The sequence below is a fragment of the Staphylococcus sp. GDB9P120P genome (genome assembly GCF_017893435.1).
In the GTDB taxonomy this organism is placed as follows: domain Bacteria; phylum Bacillota; class Bacilli; order Staphylococcales; family Staphylococcaceae; genus Staphylococcus; species Staphylococcus cohnii.
The window spans coordinates 654,271-672,465 of sequence record NZ_JAESNB010000002.1; the positions used below are offsets into that span (position 1 = coordinate 654,271).

The following is an 18,195-nucleotide window of genomic DNA, read 5'->3' on the forward strand; positions in this document are numbered from 1 at the left end:
CATGCTATGATGATAGCTGGTATCACTGCTTTTTTAGCGCATAAAACTGTGCTTATGTTTCATTGATTTTTTAATAATCATGCTCATTTCTTGAATAATTCATACGAACTTCATAATAAGTTTTTCCGAAATAAGTAGCTTGTTTATCATTGCTCATTTTAAATCCAATTTGTTCATAAAAATGGATTGCATTTTTATTTTCTTCGACTACCCATAGGGTTACATTATCAGGATAAGATAATTCCAAAGCGCGCTGTGTAAGTGCATAACCAATCATATGACGCTGATAATCTTCCAGTAAATAAAGTGCGAATATTTCGCTCCAGTCGTCAGAAGAAGATGAGGATTCTGTTTTACCATAAGATATGAAACCTACTACTTCGTTTTCAACAAGCGCAACTAATGTTGGAACATCGTGTAAATAAGACTTCCTGATAAACTGCACTTTGTCTAGGTTTTCTAAGTAATTATTTTTTGATAAATGATCATAAGTTTCTAACCAACTTTCATAATGGACAAGTGCTTTACCGTATTTATCTGCTTCAGTTAATGTTCTTATCGTAAATTCCATACATCTTCCCCCTTTGTTTATCAAATTGTAAATATTATAGCATCTAATTATGCGTAAAAGAAATTTTTGAATTCAAATCAGGTAAATGAAAGTTTTACAAAATTCAATATAACGACATGACTAATTGTTTAGTTCAGTGTTAGCTTTATCGAGAGAATGCTCTAATTTTAAAGCTTCTTGTTTTGCTTGTTTAGAGTAATATGAATGGGCAAAATGCATTTGTAAAATTAAAAATAACCCACTAAATGTCCAATATAAACCAAGTGCTGCTGCAGAATGTAAGGATATGTAAGTTATAAAAATAGGTGACAATATCATCATTATATAATATGTTTTGCGCTGATTTTTAGGGTAATGCATTGCATTTACAAGAGGTTGTATGAAATAAATAACAGCTGCAATTAATGATATCCATAGATCTGGTTTTGTTAAATTGAACCATAAAAAATGGGGGAATTGATCTATTCCACCACTGCTAGGAAATTTAAGTGTCACGATTAAACCAAATAATATAGGCAATTGTATTAAAATTGGTAAACAACCGATAACACTATTAATTGGATTAATATCATAACGTTTATAAATAGTCATCAAAGCCTTATTAGCTTCACGCTTTTCTTCCTGTGTTTGTGCATCACTTACGCGTTGTTTTATATTATCAATTTGTGGTTGTACTATTTTTGTTTTTTCTCTCATCAGATGCATGTTTTTAACTTGTATTAACATAAACGGCATCAAAATAAGGCGAATCGTCAGTACAATCGTGATGATTGCTAAGCCATAATTATTACCAAATAACTGTCCTAAACCATGCAAAAACATATCAATAGGTTTTACAAATATATAATAAAATAAGCCATTTCTATCCTCTTGTTTTGAATAATCACAAGCAGTTAAAATTAAAGGTAGAAATATTAAAACAATCCATTTTTTATTCATGTATTATTTCCTCCTGCTCGAATTGTGAACAATGTAACTTTAACATATTGCATACAATGTTTAAATATTATTTAATTTGTTTTAAAAAACATTTATATGAAGCGTATACATGCATTAAGACAAATCATTTATTGAGTGATATTTAAATGAATACAAGCTGAACATTTAATGAATAAATTGAAGTTATGTCATAATGAAATTGTTAAAAGAGAAGAGGAAAGTGATAAATATGTTAATAGGCATGATTTCAGATTTACATATCGATAGACATAATAAGCTGACGCCTAAAGATTATGAGCAAGCACTAGTTGCAGTTATTAAGCAACAAAAAATTGAATTATTACTTATTGCCGGTGACGTTTCAAATCATTATAAATTAACGCAATCATTTGTGAAGGAAATCGAGATGCAAACAAAGATAAAAGTACTCTTTATACCAGGAAATCATGACTTTTGGTCAATGGATACTGACGCGACTTCTTCTGAGATTTTAGATACTTATATCGAAATGGATAATTGCTTAATTGATGAACCGTATGTCATTAATGATGAGTGGGCGATTGTAGGTAATACAGGCTGGTATGACTATACTTATGCGCATTCTAAATTCTCTTTAGAACGCATTGCGCGCAGGAAGTATTATGGTGCAACATGGCAAGATAAAGTGAAAATAGATTGGGAGATTGAAGACAAAAAATTGTCAATGATAGCTGCCAAACAGGCGATGAAAGATATTGAAAAAGTAAAAGACAAAAAAATTATATTAATGACACATATCGTGACACATCGTAAATTTGCGGTACCAATGCCACATAGAATATTTGATTATTTTAATGCATTTATAGGTACTTCAGATTTTGATGAAATTTATACGCGATATGATATTAAATATAGTATTATGGGGCATGTTCATTTTCGAAATGCTTTTGAAGAAAATGGAGTGACATATATTTGTCCGTGTCTAGGTTATCAACGAGAGTGGCGTACACCATATATAGAACAGGAAATTAACCATGCGTTACATAAAATAGAAATTAATTAATCACTCTTGAAAATGAATACTCATGCGCCCAGGTGCATTATAACTGTTTTCTAATTTCTGTTTTTTAATTTTTATAATTTGATATTTATTTGGAAAAACAGCAGGTAGAACAATTGATTTTCCTAAATTAGACCATAATGGATCGATATAATAATAATGCTTGTCATCATAACCAATAAGCACTGTAACATGAATATTTGATACTAGTTGATGATGTGTATTATCAATTTTAAATGTTTTGCTAAAAGGTTTTTGTCCTAAAACAGTGTGATAAATGATGACAGGTTGGTCTTTATCAATGATGTCACATAATGCATTTAGTGATTTTCCAGTACTATTAACAATACGTTTATCATACGTTTGTAAATAAGGTACTAAGGCAGTAGGGAAAATTGTTTGATGGTGACCCCATTTCACCCATAAGTGATGACCTACATAGCCTTTGTATGGATTATTCGCATGTTTAGGCCAGTGTTTCATGATATGTGTTGCTGGTATATTGTGATTATTGAATTGTAATATCATTGCACTTGCAATGCCTTCGCATCCCATAATCATGGGAATCGGAAATAATTGACTGATTGGTTTAACGGATAATATTTTTTTGTTCATAGGTAGAGACTCCTGTATCAATTAGTAAGAAAGATTAACATTAATTAATACGTTTATTATATATCTATATCAGTTTAAGTACCTACAAAGATGCTTGAATTATAGTTAATATTAGATATAATTTTATGAAATTGGTTATAATGTGCGAAAGGGGTTGAAAACATGGATTATAGAATAGAAACATTATCTGAAAGACCAGTACCAGTTGTAGGGGTAAAAAAGAAATATGCAACTGGACAAAAAGCACAAGAAAATATTTTTAAGTTTTGGATGGAATTTGAAGCAATGGGCTACAAAGATCGCTTGATATCACAAAGCAATCAATATCTAGAGGGGTTATTAGGTGTTTGTTTACCTAAAGAAAATGGTGAAATGCATTATTTAATAGGTGTGACAAGTGATGAACAGCAAAGTGAGTGGGAACAAGTTGATTTAGTAGAGGGTAGATATTTAGTATTTGATGCTAAAGGCCCTGTTCCGGAATCGATTAAACAAGCAATGCAAACTATTCATAGAAATATCTTACATACTTTAGATTATGAATTGCGGAGTGCTCTTTTTTTGAATTATATAAACCAGGTGAACTACATTCAAACGACTATATCACTGAAATTTGGTTCCCAATAAAATAGTAAAGAATAAATTTTAAAACTAAAATATAAAAAATATCGCTAGTAATGCATAAACGTCCATCTCTATAACAATTCAAATAGGAATGGACGTTTTTTGCGTTTATAGAATTTTATAAATCGATAAGCTGAAGCAACCTAAGATAAAGAAACCTCTAAATGTATGCTTGGACACGCATTTAGAGGCTTCTATATTAGGGGAGAATTCAAGTTCATACACTACTTATTCATTTGTTAGTATTGATAACGGTATGAATTGTATTTTTTAACAGTGATTCATGTTATTCGCTTATTTATAAGAATAGACTTTAACACGATTTCTAACACAATGATTAGTACAGCAGTAATAATCAAAATAATTGTATATGGTAAGATGCTGTATTCACCTTGTAATCCCACTAATGGTGACATGATACCACCAAGTATAAATTGAAATAGACCTAGTAAACTTGAGGCATTGCCACTACCGCCAGTACGAGATTCCATCGCTAATGCAAAACTTAATGGTCCGATACCAGTTACAGGGCATACATTTAAAAAGAATGCGATAACTAATACCCATAATGGTAAATGAAGCATTAATGTCACAATAATTAGCACAACGCCCATTAATTGAATGATTGTTAAAATAATTAGCAAAAAGTATCTATTCATATATGCGACAAGTTTGGCTGTAAGTTGACTCATAATAATAAGACCAATACCGTTAAAGGCAAACAAATAACTAAATTGTTGAGGTGTCATGTCATAAATTTTTTGCGTAATGAACGGTGCCGCAGATGAGAAACTAAATAGCATTACGTAAGTTAAACCTTGTAAAATCATTGGAATAATAAATGCAGGTCTTTTTAATAAATGAGCAAAATCTTTAAAAATAACTTTAAAATTGAGTTTAGCTCGATTTGGTGTATGCGTTTCTTCTAAATAGCGGATTGATAAAAATAAAATAATAACACTTACGATTGTCAAAATTACAAATATTGCTTTCCAATTAGATATCGTTAATGCATAGCCGCCTATGATTGGTGCAATAATGGTAATGATTCCGTTGATTACGAGTAAAGATGCTAGTCCTTTAGCTAACGCTTTACCTTCATGTTGATCTCCCATAGTAGCTTTAGCAATTACTATAGCACCTCCGCCAGTTAAACCTTGAACTAGACGCAAAGTGAGTAATATACTCATGGAAGCAGTGAAAACCGCCAGTAAAGAAGCTAGTGCATAGATTGAAATGATAAATAATGCCACTTTTTTGCGTCCATATGCGTCTGACAAAGGACCGAAAATAAATTGACCAATAGCAAGACCAATCATTGCAAACGATAAAGTAAGCTGTGATTCAGATACAGATGTATTAAAGTCATGTTGCACATTGGGTAATGATGGCACATACATATCTATGGTTAAAGGGCCAAATGTAGTCATGATACCCAACACAATAATGACCATAGTTGGTAGTTGGCGGTTTGAAATCTTGTCCATGTGTGAAACTCCTTTAAAATTCTCTCTAATGTTTAATTATAAACATGTTATCTCGTTTTGTAATTACAAATGAAACTAATATGTTAATTACCATGTATTTTAGAAAAATAGAGCAATTAAATTTAGCTACTTTTAATTATTTATATAATACAAAACATACATATATATGATAAAGTATTATACTAGATATAGCGCATTAATTATATGTTTTTTGATAGTAATCATATAAAATTATATGGGATTTTACTAAGGAGTAAAAAATGAATTTAACTAAAACACACTATGAAGTGATTAAATTTGTGATTGTAGGCGGTATGAATACTTTAAATTATTACATTGTCTATCTTTGTTTATTGAAGTTATTAGAAGTGAATTATTTAGTTAGTCATATCAGTGGATTTATCATTAGTTTTGTCATTTCTTACTATTTAAATTGTTACTTTGTTTATAAAGTGACACCAACTTGGCGTAAATTCTTAAAGTTTCCATTAACTCAAGTTGTCAATATGGGCATGCAAACGTTATTATTGTATATTTTTGTACAATGGTTTGGTATATCAACTGTGATAGCACCTTTTGCAGGGCTTATCATTACAATACCTATAACATTTGTCCTTTCTAAATATATCCTAAGAGATTAGTAAAATTTTTAATAAACCCACATTTTAAATATATTTATTTTATGAGAGCAAGTTTCAGAATCAAAAATATGATTTGATTCAAACTTGGTCTCTTATTTTTGCTCAATTTTATAATTAATATTAGGATTGGCTAAAAAAATAATTAGTTTATTTATATTAAATAATTTTTGAATAAAAATCGTTGTAAATATGTTTGTGATGAGTCATAATAAGTATTCAATCATACTGAAGGTGGAAAGTAAGATGAGTCAAAAAGAAAAATTGGAAACAGCGCAAAAAGGTGCTTTTTTAAGTTTAATCGTCTACATCATATTATCGGTGACTAAATTTATCGTAGGGTATTTATATAATTCTGCAGCTGTAAAAGCAGATAGTTTAAATAATATGACGGATATTATTGTTTCTTTGGCAGTAATTATTGGTTTGAAAATTTCTATTAAACCTGCAGATCAAAACCATCCATATGGACATTTGAAATCTGAAAATATTTCATCATTACTCGTGTCATTCATTATAATGTTTGTTGGTATTCAAGTCATTATAGAGAATGTTCCTGAATTATTCACAAATGAACATCATACCCCTAATATTATAAATATTTATGTCAGTGTCATCAGTGGTTTGATTATGCTAGTTGTATTTTATATTAATCAAAGCATTGCTAATCGTACGAAAAGTAGTTCATTGAACTCCGCAGCTAAAGATAATTTGTCAGATGCGTTAGTGAGTTTAGGTACTGCAATTGGTTTAATTTTTACACAATTTGGATTTCCAGTAATTGATACGATATTAGCCATTATATTAGGCTTACTCATTATATATACTGGTTTTGGTATCTTTAAAGAATCAATTTTTACATTAAGTGACGGTTTTAATGAGCAAGAATTAGAAGCTTATAAAAATTATGTGTTAGAAATTGAAGATGTAATCGAAGTACAAAATATTAAAGGTCGTTACCACGGAAGTAGTGTTTTTGTAGATGTAACGATTGTAGTAAAATCAGATTTATCTTTGGAAGAAGCACATCACATCTGCGACAAAGTAGAACAACATATGCACAGCAAAGGCATTTCTTCAGTTTATGTACATCCTGAACCACAGTCAATACAATAAATGCGATGTCGAGAAAGTATATGATTGTGATTATTATCATGGTTTTTATTTATATTAAACTAATAAACTATCAAATGATAACTTGAATTAAGGTATTTAATGAGTATTGATATACAAATATAATATGTTTCAGTTAAAATTTTATTAACTTATTTTAGAATAAAAAAGTCCGAGACATTTTTGTCTCGGACTTTTAAAATATAAAGCAAGTCAGAAGATGGTTGAAAGGCATATATGTTTTAACTCCTTCAAACCATCTATGTTTAATTTAATAATTTATAGCGAAATAGGTTAGCATCGTTTTTAAAAAGTGATTTCTAGCCTATTTTTTATCATACATTTTGGGTTAATGTATAAAATTAGTCTTACCACCAACCATTTGCAATACGGAATTCGATTGCTGCATCAATTGAGCCATAACGATCTTCAGCGTATTGGATCATACCTTTTGTTTGTTCAGTTACAGATCCAGTACCCCAAGCTTCTTTCGTTTGTCCTAAACCTCTATATCCTAATTCATTTACCGCATCTGGATTTCCACTTGATTCTGGCATTACAATGTTATCCCAAAGCGCTTTTGTACCACCAGCAGCAATAAATTCACTATACACGTCATTGTTTGCTTGAGTAGTTTCTGCAGCATCAGCTGTAGAAGTATTTGAAGTTAAACCAACACCAGCTGTAGCGATTGTTACTGATGCGAATGAAGCTAATAATAATTTTTTCATTTGAAAAATCCTCCTAATAATTGTTTGTTTTAAACAGTTTCAAATTGTATTTGTTAATTAGCATGGATGTTTTTAAAATATTTTTGTTTGTCTATCGTATTGCTCCGTTCATCAACGTTTACAACTATAACATCATTTTTTTATAGGTAGGTTACAGAAAAATAAAAATAAAAAGTCATTTATGAATAAATGAATACAATCATTTCAAAATCAAGTGTAAATTGTTATAATTTTAATGTATGGCATGAGAAATTATAGATAAAGTATTGTCGTAACAGGATTTATATCTGTGTATCACTGTAATATTTTTGTAAAAGTAGTGATAATATCATTTTATTCAATGGAAAGAAGGAATATTATGCCAAAACTAATTTTATGCAGACATGGTCAAAGTGTTTGGAATGCTGAAAATCTATTTACAGGTTGGGCTGATGTAGATTTATCAGAACAGGGAAGAACTGAGGCAGTGACGTCGGGAAAAAAATTAAAAGAACAGGGTATAGAGATAGATATCGTCTTTACATCTTTATTGCAACGCGCCATTAAAACTACGTTTCACTTATTAGATGAATCTCAACAGTTATTTATTCCAGTTATTAAATCTTGGCGCTTAAATGAGCGTCATTATGGTGGATTACAAGGTTTAAACAAAGATAAAGCTAGAGAAAAATTTGGTGAAGAACAAGTACATATATGGAGACGTTCATATGATATAGCACCACCTGCGCAAAGTGATGAACAAAGAAAAGATTACTTAAATGATAGAAAATATGAACATTTAGATAGAAGAGTTATGCCTGAATCAGAAAGTTTGAAAGATACTTTAATTAGGGTGATTCCTTATTGGAACGACCAAATCTCACAACAGTTATTAGATGGAAAAACTGTGCTTGTTTCTGCGCATGGTAATTCATTGCGTGCATTAATTAAGTATATAGAAGATGTATCAGATGAAGATATTGTAGGATATGAAATCAAAACAGGGGCACCTTTAATATATGATTTAACGGATGATTTAAAAGTGATAGATAAATATTACTTATAATACTTTTATAACTGTACAAAAAATGAAATGACGTAGTAAAGTAATAAATAACTTAAATAAAATGATGGCTGATTCTGAAATATATAAATGTATATTTTCAGGAATCAGGCCACATCTTAGAAGTGATATGACAAAACCAAAGATAAAAAACATTTGGTTTTGAAGTATTACTTCTATTTTTATTTATTGCGCTTATGTTGTTGGATAATTTTGCGTGCACGCTTGCGTGTTTTGATATTAGGACTATTTAAATTACGGCGTGCTGTTTGTAAATCTAATTTCATGGTGATGACCTCCTTTATCTATAGATATTATGTAAGAAAAAACTTGGAATGTAAATAGTAATTATTACGATTTGTAACATTTTTTAAATCTTACAAAATAAAAGTTTAAAATATAACTAATATTTTAAGTATTTTTAATGATAAATTAAACTAAAATATGTATAATGCAGAAATGCGACTAAAAAGAGTTGATAAATTATAGAATACAGGAGTACAAAAATGGATCAAAAGACGAAAATTATAATGATTTTGATGATGTTGTGTGGTGGGTTTTTTGGATTATTAAATGAAACCTTATTAACAACAGCATTACCAAGCATAATGAAAGATTTTAAAATAGATTACACACAAGTACAATGGCTTACTACAGCCTTTTTATTGACTAATGGTGTAATTATTCCATTGTCAGCAATGATAATTCAAAGATATTCAACAAGAAAAGTATTTTTAACTGCAATATTTATCTTTTTTATAGGGACTTTAATCGCAGGATTTAGTCCAAACTTTTCTGTTTTATTAAGTGCACGAATTGTTCAAGCACTTGGTTCTGGTATTATGATGCCACTGATGATGACAACAATATTAGATATATTTGAACCTCATGAAAGAGGTAAATATATGGGGACATTTGGTTTGGTTATTGGTTTAGCACCGGCAATTGGACCGACACTATCAGGTTATTTAGTAGAGTATTTAGATTGGCGTTCATTATTCCATGTGGTTGCGCCAATTGCTGCACTTACTTTTATAGGTGCGCTTAAATTCGTCAAGAATGTCGGTACTAATCGAAAGACACGTATTGATATTTTATCAATTATCTTATCCGTGTTCGGTTTTGGTGGTTTGCTTTATGGTACAAGTTCAATTTCCCGTGATGGCTGGAACGATCCAATCGTATTGACTACTGTTATAGGTGGCATTATTTTAGTTGCGGCTTTTATTTTCCGTCAAACACGTTTAGAAAATCCACTCCTTGATTTTTCAGTGTTCAAAGATAGTCAATTTGCTGTAGGTATTATCATAATGGCTTTTACTATGATTTCAATGATTGGTTCTGAAACAGTGTTACCAATGTTTGTACAGAATATTATGAATGACTCAGCACTCCAATCAGGATTAATTTTATTACCTGGAGCTATCGTAATGGGGATTATGTCAGTGATTTCAGGTTTACTCTATGAGAAATATGGCGCTAAAATATTAGCATTTATTGGAATGTTTATTGTAGTTGTAACAACTTCTTATTTTGTAATCATGGATGAACATACCTCACCAGCGATATTAGCAACAGTATATGCCATTCGTATGATTGGTATCGCACTTGGTTTGATGCCATTAATGACACATACAATGAATCAGCTAGCACCGGAAATGAATGCACACGGTTCTTCGATGACAAACACTATACAACAAATATCTGCATCTATTGGTACAGCAGGTTTGATCACAATTATGAGTCAAGTTGCCAAGAATTACACACCAAATATGTCTGATTTTAAAGATATGAGTCAAAAACAAATGACAGCAGAAATTCAGCATCAAGCATTGCTAAGTGGATATCATGGTGCTTTTTGGTTTGCAGTCATCATATCTATTATCAGTTTAGTAAGTGTATTTATGTTGAAAAGCAAAAAACAACTTAAATTAGAGGAAGAAAATGCTAAATAATTAAAATTGAACATCATGTTAAGTCATGCGAAATTTTCTTGTAAAAGATATTAATATTATGATACTTTGATATCAATATAATAATAATGAATGGAGCGTATGTATTATAGAACACTCGATGCATTTAAATAACGAACCTTTTCAATTAATGAAAAACGAAGTAAAGACTATTGAAGTTAGATTGAATGATGAAAAAAGACAAGAAATTAAAAGTGGCGATTATATTGTATTCAAAAATATAAAGACTGAAGAAACATTAAAAGTGCAAGTTAAGGAAATTGTAGTGTTTTCATCGTTTCAGTCACTGATGAATCAATATACTAATGAAGAAATTGGCGCGAAAACAGACGATCAACTTTCTCAAAAATTAGCAGCTATATATCAAATTTATTCACAAACTGATGAACTTAATTACGGTGCATTAGCAATCAAAGTGGCACTAATATGATGAAAATGAAATTAATTGATTTATAGTTAGGATAAAGTTGTAGCATTGATGAAAATTTAATTTGCATACGGTAAATATGACACTTTCGTTAAATTCATTTATTAATGAATTTTTCGGAAGTGTTTTTATATAAATATAAAAATAATGTTATTGTTCTAGTACATCAAAGATTTTCGTTGTAAGATAAGAGTTATGGTTGAATAATATTAGATATGATAAGTAATATTAGGAGTGTAAATATGAAAAAATTAATGATGATGGTGTTCATTTCTATAATCATTATAGCTGGGTGTAGTAGTGGGAAATATGCTGATGAGATTGACAAAGCAGTGAATCAACAGAAAAAACAACAAAAGCTTTTAGCTGATAAGCAAAAGGGTGATGTGGAATCTAAGTTTGATAAAAAGAATGCGAATATCTATGTTTATGACAAAGGAAAATATGTGACTATTGCTTATAAACCATTAAAAGATGATGATGAAGTTCATTTTTATACATATAAAATAACTGATGATAAAGCACATTACTTAAAAAACTTTAATTCAAAATCATATTCACATGCCCATGATGCGGATTATAAAGAAGAAAATATGAACCTAGAAGAATAAAACAAGATAAGAAGGTGTGTTTTTAACAAATGAAGAAACGTTGGATAAGTTTGTTATTAATGGCAGTATTAATTTTTGTTTCCGCTTGTTCGAATGACAATCAAAATGTACATCAAGATGACAAATATGGAAAAGATGGCAAGATTAAAATTATTGAATACGGTGATTTTAAGTGCCCATATTGTAAAAAAGTAGAAGAAAATATTATGCCTAAATTAAAAAAAGAATATATTGATACGAAAAAAGTAGATTATCAGTTTGTTAATATGGCATTTTTAGGAAAGGATTCGATTATAGGTTCAAGGGCAGGTCATGCAGTAAAACAATATGCCCCTAAACAATATTTAAATTTCCAAAAATTAATGTTTAAGCAACAGCCGAAATCAGAGGAAAATTGGATCACCGAACAACTCGTTGATCAACAAATAAACCAATTGGAAATTTCAAATGATAAAAAAGAAAAGATAAAAACAAGCTATAAAACTAAAGAAAGTAAATCGTGGAAAGCAGCCGAACAAGATCATAAACAATATAAAGAAAACCATATTGAAACAGCGCCCACAGTTTTTATAGCAGGAAAAAAAGTAGAAGATCCATATAAATATAAGAATTATAAAAAAATACTTGAAGAAAGTTAACTTTCAAGGCATAGAGACAAAGTATAATATCATAAGCTCGTCACTGAATTTCTGAAAAAAACAGTGACGGGCTTTTTTAGTTAATAAAAAAAAGGATATCTTAACTTCTTAAATCGAAATAATTACGAAAAACCTGAAATAAGTATTGCGTATTTCAAAAAGTACGGTTATAATTTTAAATCGTAATCATTACTATTTGAGGAGGAGTAAGAATGAAAAAATCAATATACATACTGTCATTTGTCATTGTATTAGCGTTAATCGTTATTGGTTGTAGTGCTACAAAGTCAAACGAATCAAAAGGTAACGACAAGATAAAAATTAATACCACTGTATTTCCATTAAAATCGTTTGCCAATCAAATAGGCGGAAAGTATGTTTCAGTTAAATCTATTTATCCTAGTGGTGCAGATTTACATACATATGAACCAACACAAAAAGATATAATGAATGCGAGTAAAGCAGATATGTTCCTGTATACAGGTGACGATTTAGATCCTATTGCTAAAAAAGTGGCAGCAACAATTAAAAAGGATAATAAAAAGTTATCATTAGGAGATGAAATTGATAAAAGCGAATTATTAACTGATCAGCACGACGAAGAACATGAGGAACATGAACATCATCATGGACATCATCACGGAGGTTATGACCCTCATGTATGGTTAGACCCTAAATTTAACCAAGTATTTGCAAAAGAGATTAAAGATAAATTAATAAAGCAAGATCCTAAACACAAATCTTATTATGAAAAGAATTATAAAAAATTGAAAGAAGATTTGATGTCAATAGATCAAAAAATGAAAAACATTACTGAAGATAAGCAAGGCAATACCGTATATATATCACATGAATCTATTGGTTATCTTTCAGAAAGATATGGATTTGTCCAAAAAGGTATACAAAATATGAATGCTGAAGATCCGTCCCAAAAAGCATTAGCAAAAATTGTGAAAGAAATTAATGATTCAGGGGCCAAATTCATTTTGTATGAAGCAAATGTTTCTAATAAAGTCACTGATACGATTCGTAAAGAAACAAAAGCAAAACCGTTGAAGTTTAATAATATGGAGTCGTTATCAAAAGAACAAGCACAAGATAAAACATTGACATATCAATCCCTAATGGAAAAAAATATAAAACATCTTGATATGGCATTAAATGACAATATTAAAACAGATGATGAAAAAACGCATAACAAGCATGAAAAGGCAATCGCTGATGGCTATTTTAAAGATAATCAAGTGAAAGATAGAAAATTAACTGATTATCAAGGACATTGGCAATCAGTTTATCCATTTTTAAAAGATGGTACTTTAGATGACGTCATGAAACACAAAGCAAACGAAGATAATCAAATGACTGAAAAAGAATATAAAGATTATTATCAAAAAGGATATCAGACAAATATTAGTAATATTAATATTACACAGGATACGATTACTTTTAAAAAGGATGACAAAACATTAAAAGGTCAATACAAATACGATGGTAAAGATATCTTGAAATATGAAAAAGGTAATAGAGGCGTCAGATATTCATTTAAATTAGTAGGTGGAAATAAAGAGTTACCAAAATATGTACAATTTAGCGATCATAATATAGCACCTAAAAAAGCAGAACATTTCCATATATTTATGGGAGATAATAAACAAAAAGTATTGAAAGAATTAGATCATTGGCCAACATATTATCCAAAAGATTTAACTAAAGAACAAATAAAAAAAGAAATGTTGGCACATTAAAAGTTGAATCCATGTATTGTTTTAAATGATATAAATATTTTACATCGAAATGAGTAAAATTTTGTTTTACGGGAATATTTTTCATAGAAACACAAATATGAGCTTTTTCATTGATATATAAAATATACCTGATATAATAAATGTATCAATAGAAAGTTACAAATTTGGAGGTATGAATTTTTATGACAAAGTTTAATTTTGATCCAGCACATTCAGTAGTAGAATTTTCAGTTAAACACCTAGTGATTTCAAATATAAGAGGTAGATTTAATGACTTCGAAGCATCACTTGAAGGTGATTTAAATGATTTAAGCACAATTAAAGGTGGATTAACAATCAAAGCAGATTCAATTGACACTCGAGTTGGTGATCGTGATAACCACTTAAGAAGTGCTGATTTCTTAGATGTTGAAAACTATCCTGAAATTAAATTTGATGTAACAAAAGTAGATGGAAAATCAGTTACTGGTAATTTAACAATTAAAGATGTAACAGAAGAAGAAACTTTTGAATTATCATATGAAGGTCAAAGTAAGAACCCATTAAATGGTGCTACAACAGCAGGTTTCATTGCTAATGGTACAATTAACCGTGAAAAATATGGTGTTACGTTTAACCAACCACTTGAAACTGGTGGCGTAATGATTGGTAAGGATATAAACTTCCAAGTAAGCCTTGAATTTGCGTTAGAAGATTAATAATAAAAGCTATAAAAAAGGTCCAAGACATATAATTGTCTTGGGCCTTTTTCTAGTTATATAAAATTTAAAATATTTTTATGTGGGTATATAGTATTAAAAAGGGGGATTACAGTGGCAACAATGTTACCCAAAATAGGTCGTCCAGCAACGAATGCATTAGCATCGATTGGCATAAATTCTTTAGAACAATTATCAAAATATGAACGAACTACGATACTAGATACTCATGGCGTAGGACCTAAAGCGATAGGTATATTAGAGAATGCGTTGACAGAAGCAGGTCTATCATTTAAAAATGAAACAGCTTCAGAATTTCCATTTGAAATGGTTGGAGATTTAGGGTGTGATAATGCGCCCAAACGACGAATCATGTTAGATTTTCTAATAGGATCTGCATTAGCTGATAAAAACAAGTTATCACAAACAGTTGTGTCAAATTTTAAATGGCAAGTGCCCGGTGCTTTTGAATTGAACAGTTTAGATGAATTTTATAATGAAATTGAAGCACATAAAGTAGACATTAAAAGAATAGAAGTGACGCATAATTTAACACATGGAAAGTTTGGTGCAATGCATGGCACTCAGTTAAATAGTGATGGCACAGAAGTTTACTTCGCGGATTTTATTGAGTTTGAAAGCAATCGTAAAAATGCCAAAATTAAAACAGTTACATCTTATGTAATTATGAATGATGAATAAAAAGGAGCGTTTTAAGTGAGTATAGAAGTGAATGAAAACAAAATTATATTTAAAAGAGATTTTGAAGCAACTGTAGAAGAAATATTTAAAGCATATACTGAACAATCTTTATTTGAAAAATGGTTCCACCCTCAAGGCGCAACAACTGAAGTGTTCGAATTTAATATTGTGACTGGAGGTCAAGCGTTTTTTGCAATATATACTGACCAAGGTACGAGTTATACATTAACAAAGTATAATGAAGTAAAAGCACCTTATTTGATTGATTATAACGATTACTTTACTGATAAAGAAGGTAATATTGATAAAAATATGGCAAGTATGCGTAATGTGATTCAATTAGAACAAATAGATGAAGACTCAACGCGTATTATTTCTACTGCGGAACTGCCAGATCCTAAATCAGCACAACAACTACTTGATATGGGTGTAGAAGCGGGTATGAATAGCACATTTGATAATTTAGAAACGCTTTTAAAGAACAAAAAGTCATAGATATGTAAGAATTGAAACACTTGCACACTTTAGCTTTTAGTTATAATAAAAGTGAAGAGAGGTGAGTGTATTGAATAAACGCTATATTAAAGTATTAAGTTTATATACGATAAGTACGCTTGTACCAGCTATGATCTTAAATGAAAAATGTTTGAGTAGCAGTATATTTAAATGGTTATTACGTACTTTAACGGGCTATGGTATTTTTGCATATGGCCTACACATTTTAACAAAATTCAAAAAACAACAGTGAGCAGTGCGCTTAAGCTATCAGAATCGATGTTCAAATAAAAGCGTTAATCCACTATGAACTGCGCCTAAATATTTGGAGTAAAATAAAGACACTTTCGTTGAATTCATTTTAAAAAGAATTTATACGAAAGTGTTTTTTTATGTAAAATAGACGTATAACCTATTAAATTTGAATAAAAAACAATATAATTAATCTATAATTTTGTGATCCAAACATTTTAAAGGGAAGGGTGTCGATGTTGATAGAGAATAATAAAGCCATAAAAGATACATATATGTCAGATGAAACAATTAAAAACATTAATAATCAAGTTCAAATGAAGGATGTCATGTTTAACCAAACACCCGGACGTTATGCATTAAAATCAATCATGTCTGGATTTTTATTAGCCATTGTGACTGTTTTTATGCTTGCAATAAAAACACAATTTGTTGGTGCAAATGAAGGACTAATTAACTTATTAGGTGCCATTTCATTCAGTTTGGCCTTGGTATTGATCGTATTGACACATTCAGAATTATTAACGAGTAATTTTATGTATTTGACAGTTGGATGGTACTATAAGCTAATTGGCATGAATAAGGCTTTGATCATCATGTTAGTATGTTTCTTTTTTAATATTATTGGAGGATTTATTTTATTTGGTTTAATGAAATTTACTCCTATAATGACAACGGAAATGGTGACCAGTTTAACAACGCTTGTAAATGGTAAGACCATAGATTCGACATGGTATGCAGTATTAGTAAAAGCCATTTTCTGTAATTTTTTTATAAACATTGGTATTTACGTATCAATTCAATTTAAAGATAGTTTATCTAAAGCTTTTTTCATTGCATGTGGTGTTATTGTCTTTGTATTTATGGGCTATGAACACGTAGTATTTAATGCAGGTTTATATGCTGGTATGGTCTTTTATAATTTTGATGCTGTCGTGTGGGTGCATGTATTAAAAAATATTGTCTTTGCTTTTATAGGTAACTATATTGGTGGAGGTATATTTGTAGGATTAGTTTATGCTTATTTAAACGGCAAACGTGATAGTTTGCGAAACTAATATTAAGATAAAGTAAAAGACAATTCGGTTTCTACTATGAAATCAAATTGTCTTTTATTTTTATATATAAAACAAAAAAATTGACTCATTTATCAAGAAACCATATTGTATTACTGTAAATAATCTTTTAAATTTAATCAAATAATGCTATAAAAGATACGCTGAGGAGTGACAAAATGTCTGATTATAATATTAGAATCGCTGAAATAGATGATGCTGAAGCATTGCAAAAATTAATGTATGAAGCCTTTACACCTTTAAGAGAATTAGGTATTGATTGGCCATCCGTCAACGCTAGTGTTGAAATGGTCGAAAAGAATTTACAAACTGGTACGACTTTTGTCTTGGAAAATAACGCAGAAATCATTTCGACAATAACTGTACGTTATCCATGGGAGACGCAACGACGCATTTCTATTTACCCATTTGTATGGTGGTTTGCTACGAAACCATCATATGATGGACAAGGATTGGGTGGCAAGTTATTAAAATATGTTGAAGAAACATATCTTAGAGACACACTTAAGGTACCTGCCGTTACGCTAGGTACATCTGCGCGTAAGCATCCATGGCTATTAGATATATACAAAAGAAGGGGTTATGAAGTATACGCAGAACATGAAAGTAACGATGGTGATTTAGGTGTTATTATGAGAAAAGTATTAATTCCAGAACGTTTTGATGAAGAAGTATTAGGACAACCACCATTTTAGTTGATTATATATAAAATAGGGAATTCCTTTAGGTTATATCTAAGGGAATTCCCTATTTTTATAGTTTTATGTGAAAATATTCAC

The 18,195-nt window shown here is 30.0% G+C and carries 22 protein-coding genes; 16 read left to right on the forward strand and 6 right to left on the reverse strand.

Translation table 11 applies throughout. From position 1 onward, the window contains the following. Window positions 1-70: 70 nt before the first annotated feature. A complete protein-coding gene (locus tag KA856_RS02915) occupies window positions 71-571 on the reverse strand; it encodes a GNAT family N-acetyltransferase (protein WP_107384799.1) in 501 nt (166 codons plus the stop codon). A 120-nt stretch (window positions 572-691) separates the two neighbouring features. After that, window positions 692-1,510, reverse strand: a complete 819-nt coding sequence (gene yidC / locus KA856_RS02920; RefSeq protein ID WP_107384800.1) for a membrane protein insertase YidC — start codon at window positions 1,508-1,510, stop codon at window positions 692-694. 229 nt (window positions 1,511-1,739) lie between these two features. Between yidC and KA856_RS02925 the strand changes: the two genes are divergently transcribed. Then, entirely contained in the window at window positions 1,740-2,552 is an 813-nt protein-coding gene (locus tag KA856_RS02925; protein ID WP_107384801.1) for a metallophosphoesterase, read from the forward strand. On the opposite strand, the gene KA856_RS02930 is transcribed toward KA856_RS02925, so the two are convergent. Next, window positions 2,553-3,164, reverse strand: coding sequence for a C39 family peptidase (locus tag KA856_RS02930; RefSeq protein ID WP_107384802.1), 612 nt, complete (start codon window positions 3,162-3,164; stop codon window positions 2,553-2,555). It abuts the gene before it with no gap. Window positions 3,165-3,326: 162 nt separating this feature from the next. Here KA856_RS02930 and KA856_RS02935 point away from each other — a divergent pair, with 162 nt between their 5' ends. After that, window positions 3,327-3,791: a GyrI-like domain-containing protein gene (locus tag KA856_RS02935; RefSeq protein ID WP_245336590.1), complete on the forward strand. Its 465-nt coding sequence runs from the start codon at window positions 3,327-3,329 to the stop codon at window positions 3,789-3,791. A gap of 278 nt (window positions 3,792-4,069) precedes the next feature. On the opposite strand, the gene KA856_RS02940 is transcribed toward KA856_RS02935, so the two are convergent. Beyond that, complete coding sequence (locus tag KA856_RS02940) at window positions 4,070-5,275, reverse strand: putative multidrug effflux MFS transporter TcaB (protein WP_107384804.1); 1,206 nt, start codon at window positions 5,273-5,275, stop codon at window positions 4,070-4,072. A 260-nt stretch (window positions 5,276-5,535) separates the two neighbouring features. Between KA856_RS02940 and KA856_RS02945 the strand changes: the two genes are divergently transcribed. Both KA856_RS02945 and KA856_RS02950 read left to right on the forward strand, forming a co-directional pair. Beyond that, the gene (locus KA856_RS02945) at window positions 5,536-5,916 is read left to right on the forward strand and encodes a GtrA family protein (RefSeq protein ID WP_107386458.1); all 381 of its coding nucleotides are present in this window, start codon (window positions 5,536-5,538) and stop codon (window positions 5,914-5,916) included. Window positions 5,917-6,159: 243 nt separating this feature from the next. Next, window positions 6,160-7,029: a cation diffusion facilitator family transporter gene (locus KA856_RS02950; RefSeq protein WP_107385373.1), complete on the forward strand. Its 870-nt coding sequence runs from the start codon at window positions 6,160-6,162 to the stop codon at window positions 7,027-7,029. Between the two features lie 365 nt (window positions 7,030-7,394). On the opposite strand, the gene KA856_RS02955 is transcribed toward KA856_RS02950, so the two are convergent. Then, the gene (locus tag KA856_RS02955; protein ID WP_107384366.1) at window positions 7,395-7,757 is read right to left on the reverse strand and encodes an aggregation-promoting factor C-terminal-like domain-containing protein; all 363 of its coding nucleotides are present in this window, start codon (window positions 7,755-7,757) and stop codon (window positions 7,395-7,397) included. Between the two features lie 358 nt (window positions 7,758-8,115). Here KA856_RS02955 and KA856_RS02960 point away from each other — a divergent pair, with 358 nt between their 5' ends. Further along, complete coding sequence (locus KA856_RS02960) at window positions 8,116-8,802, forward strand: 2,3-diphosphoglycerate-dependent phosphoglycerate mutase (RefSeq protein WP_107384365.1); 687 nt, start codon at window positions 8,116-8,118, stop codon at window positions 8,800-8,802. A 179-nt stretch (window positions 8,803-8,981) separates the two neighbouring features. On the opposite strand, the gene KA856_RS02965 is transcribed toward KA856_RS02960, so the two are convergent. Then, window positions 8,982-9,086 carry a putative metal homeostasis protein gene (locus tag KA856_RS02965; RefSeq protein WP_017722768.1) on the reverse strand — a complete coding sequence of 35 codons (105 nt, stop codon included), beginning with the start codon at window positions 9,084-9,086 and terminating at the stop codon, window positions 8,982-8,984. 219 nt (window positions 9,087-9,305) lie between these two features. Here KA856_RS02965 and KA856_RS02970 point away from each other — a divergent pair, with 219 nt between their 5' ends. The 11 genes from KA856_RS02970 to KA856_RS03020 all read left to right on the forward strand — a co-directional run bounded on the left by KA856_RS02970 (window position 9,306) and on the right by KA856_RS03020 (window position 18,111). Then, the gene (locus KA856_RS02970; RefSeq protein ID WP_107384364.1) at window positions 9,306-10,754 is read left to right on the forward strand and encodes an MDR family MFS transporter; all 1,449 of its coding nucleotides are present in this window, start codon (window positions 9,306-9,308) and stop codon (window positions 10,752-10,754) included. Between the two features lie 118 nt (window positions 10,755-10,872). Next, window positions 10,873-11,202 carry an ASCH domain-containing protein gene (locus KA856_RS02975; RefSeq protein WP_107384363.1) on the forward strand — a complete coding sequence of 110 codons (330 nt, stop codon included), beginning with the start codon at window positions 10,873-10,875 and terminating at the stop codon, window positions 11,200-11,202. A 239-nt stretch (window positions 11,203-11,441) separates the two neighbouring features. Further along, window positions 11,442-11,810, forward strand: coding sequence for a cystatin-like fold lipoprotein (locus KA856_RS02980; protein WP_107384362.1), 369 nt, complete (start codon window positions 11,442-11,444; stop codon window positions 11,808-11,810). 29 nt (window positions 11,811-11,839) lie between these two features. Further along, window positions 11,840-12,448: a DsbA family protein gene (locus tag KA856_RS02985; RefSeq protein WP_107384361.1), complete on the forward strand. Its 609-nt coding sequence runs from the start codon at window positions 11,840-11,842 to the stop codon at window positions 12,446-12,448. A gap of 212 nt (window positions 12,449-12,660) precedes the next feature. Then, window positions 12,661-14,193, forward strand: a complete 1,533-nt coding sequence (gene adcA / locus KA856_RS02990; protein WP_107523503.1) for a zinc ABC transporter substrate-binding lipoprotein AdcA — start codon at window positions 12,661-12,663, stop codon at window positions 14,191-14,193. 182 nt (window positions 14,194-14,375) lie between these two features. Beyond that, window positions 14,376-14,891 carry a YceI family protein gene (locus tag KA856_RS02995; RefSeq protein WP_107384359.1) on the forward strand — a complete coding sequence of 172 codons (516 nt, stop codon included), beginning with the start codon at window positions 14,376-14,378 and terminating at the stop codon, window positions 14,889-14,891. Window positions 14,892-15,014: 123 nt separating this feature from the next. Continuing rightward, window positions 15,015-15,593 (forward strand): helix-hairpin-helix domain-containing protein, encoded by a 579-nt coding sequence (locus KA856_RS03000; RefSeq protein WP_213014036.1) that lies wholly within the window; start codon window positions 15,015-15,017, stop codon window positions 15,591-15,593. A 15-nt stretch (window positions 15,594-15,608) separates the two neighbouring features. Continuing rightward, the gene (locus KA856_RS03005; protein WP_107384357.1) at window positions 15,609-16,088 is read left to right on the forward strand and encodes an SRPBCC family protein; all 480 of its coding nucleotides are present in this window, start codon (window positions 15,609-15,611) and stop codon (window positions 16,086-16,088) included. A 70-nt stretch (window positions 16,089-16,158) separates the two neighbouring features. Then, window positions 16,159-16,341 carry a hypothetical protein gene (locus KA856_RS03010; protein ID WP_107384356.1) on the forward strand — a complete coding sequence of 61 codons (183 nt, stop codon included), beginning with the start codon at window positions 16,159-16,161 and terminating at the stop codon, window positions 16,339-16,341. A gap of 235 nt (window positions 16,342-16,576) precedes the next feature. Continuing rightward, on the forward strand, window positions 16,577-17,398 hold the full coding sequence (locus tag KA856_RS03015; RefSeq protein ID WP_419110015.1) for a formate/nitrite transporter family protein: 822 nt from the start codon (window positions 16,577-16,579) through the stop codon (window positions 17,396-17,398). A gap of 176 nt (window positions 17,399-17,574) precedes the next feature. Then, window positions 17,575-18,111 (forward strand): GNAT family N-acetyltransferase, encoded by a 537-nt coding sequence (locus KA856_RS03020; RefSeq protein WP_107384355.1) that lies wholly within the window; start codon window positions 17,575-17,577, stop codon window positions 18,109-18,111. Window positions 18,112-18,195: the final 84 nt, after the last annotated feature.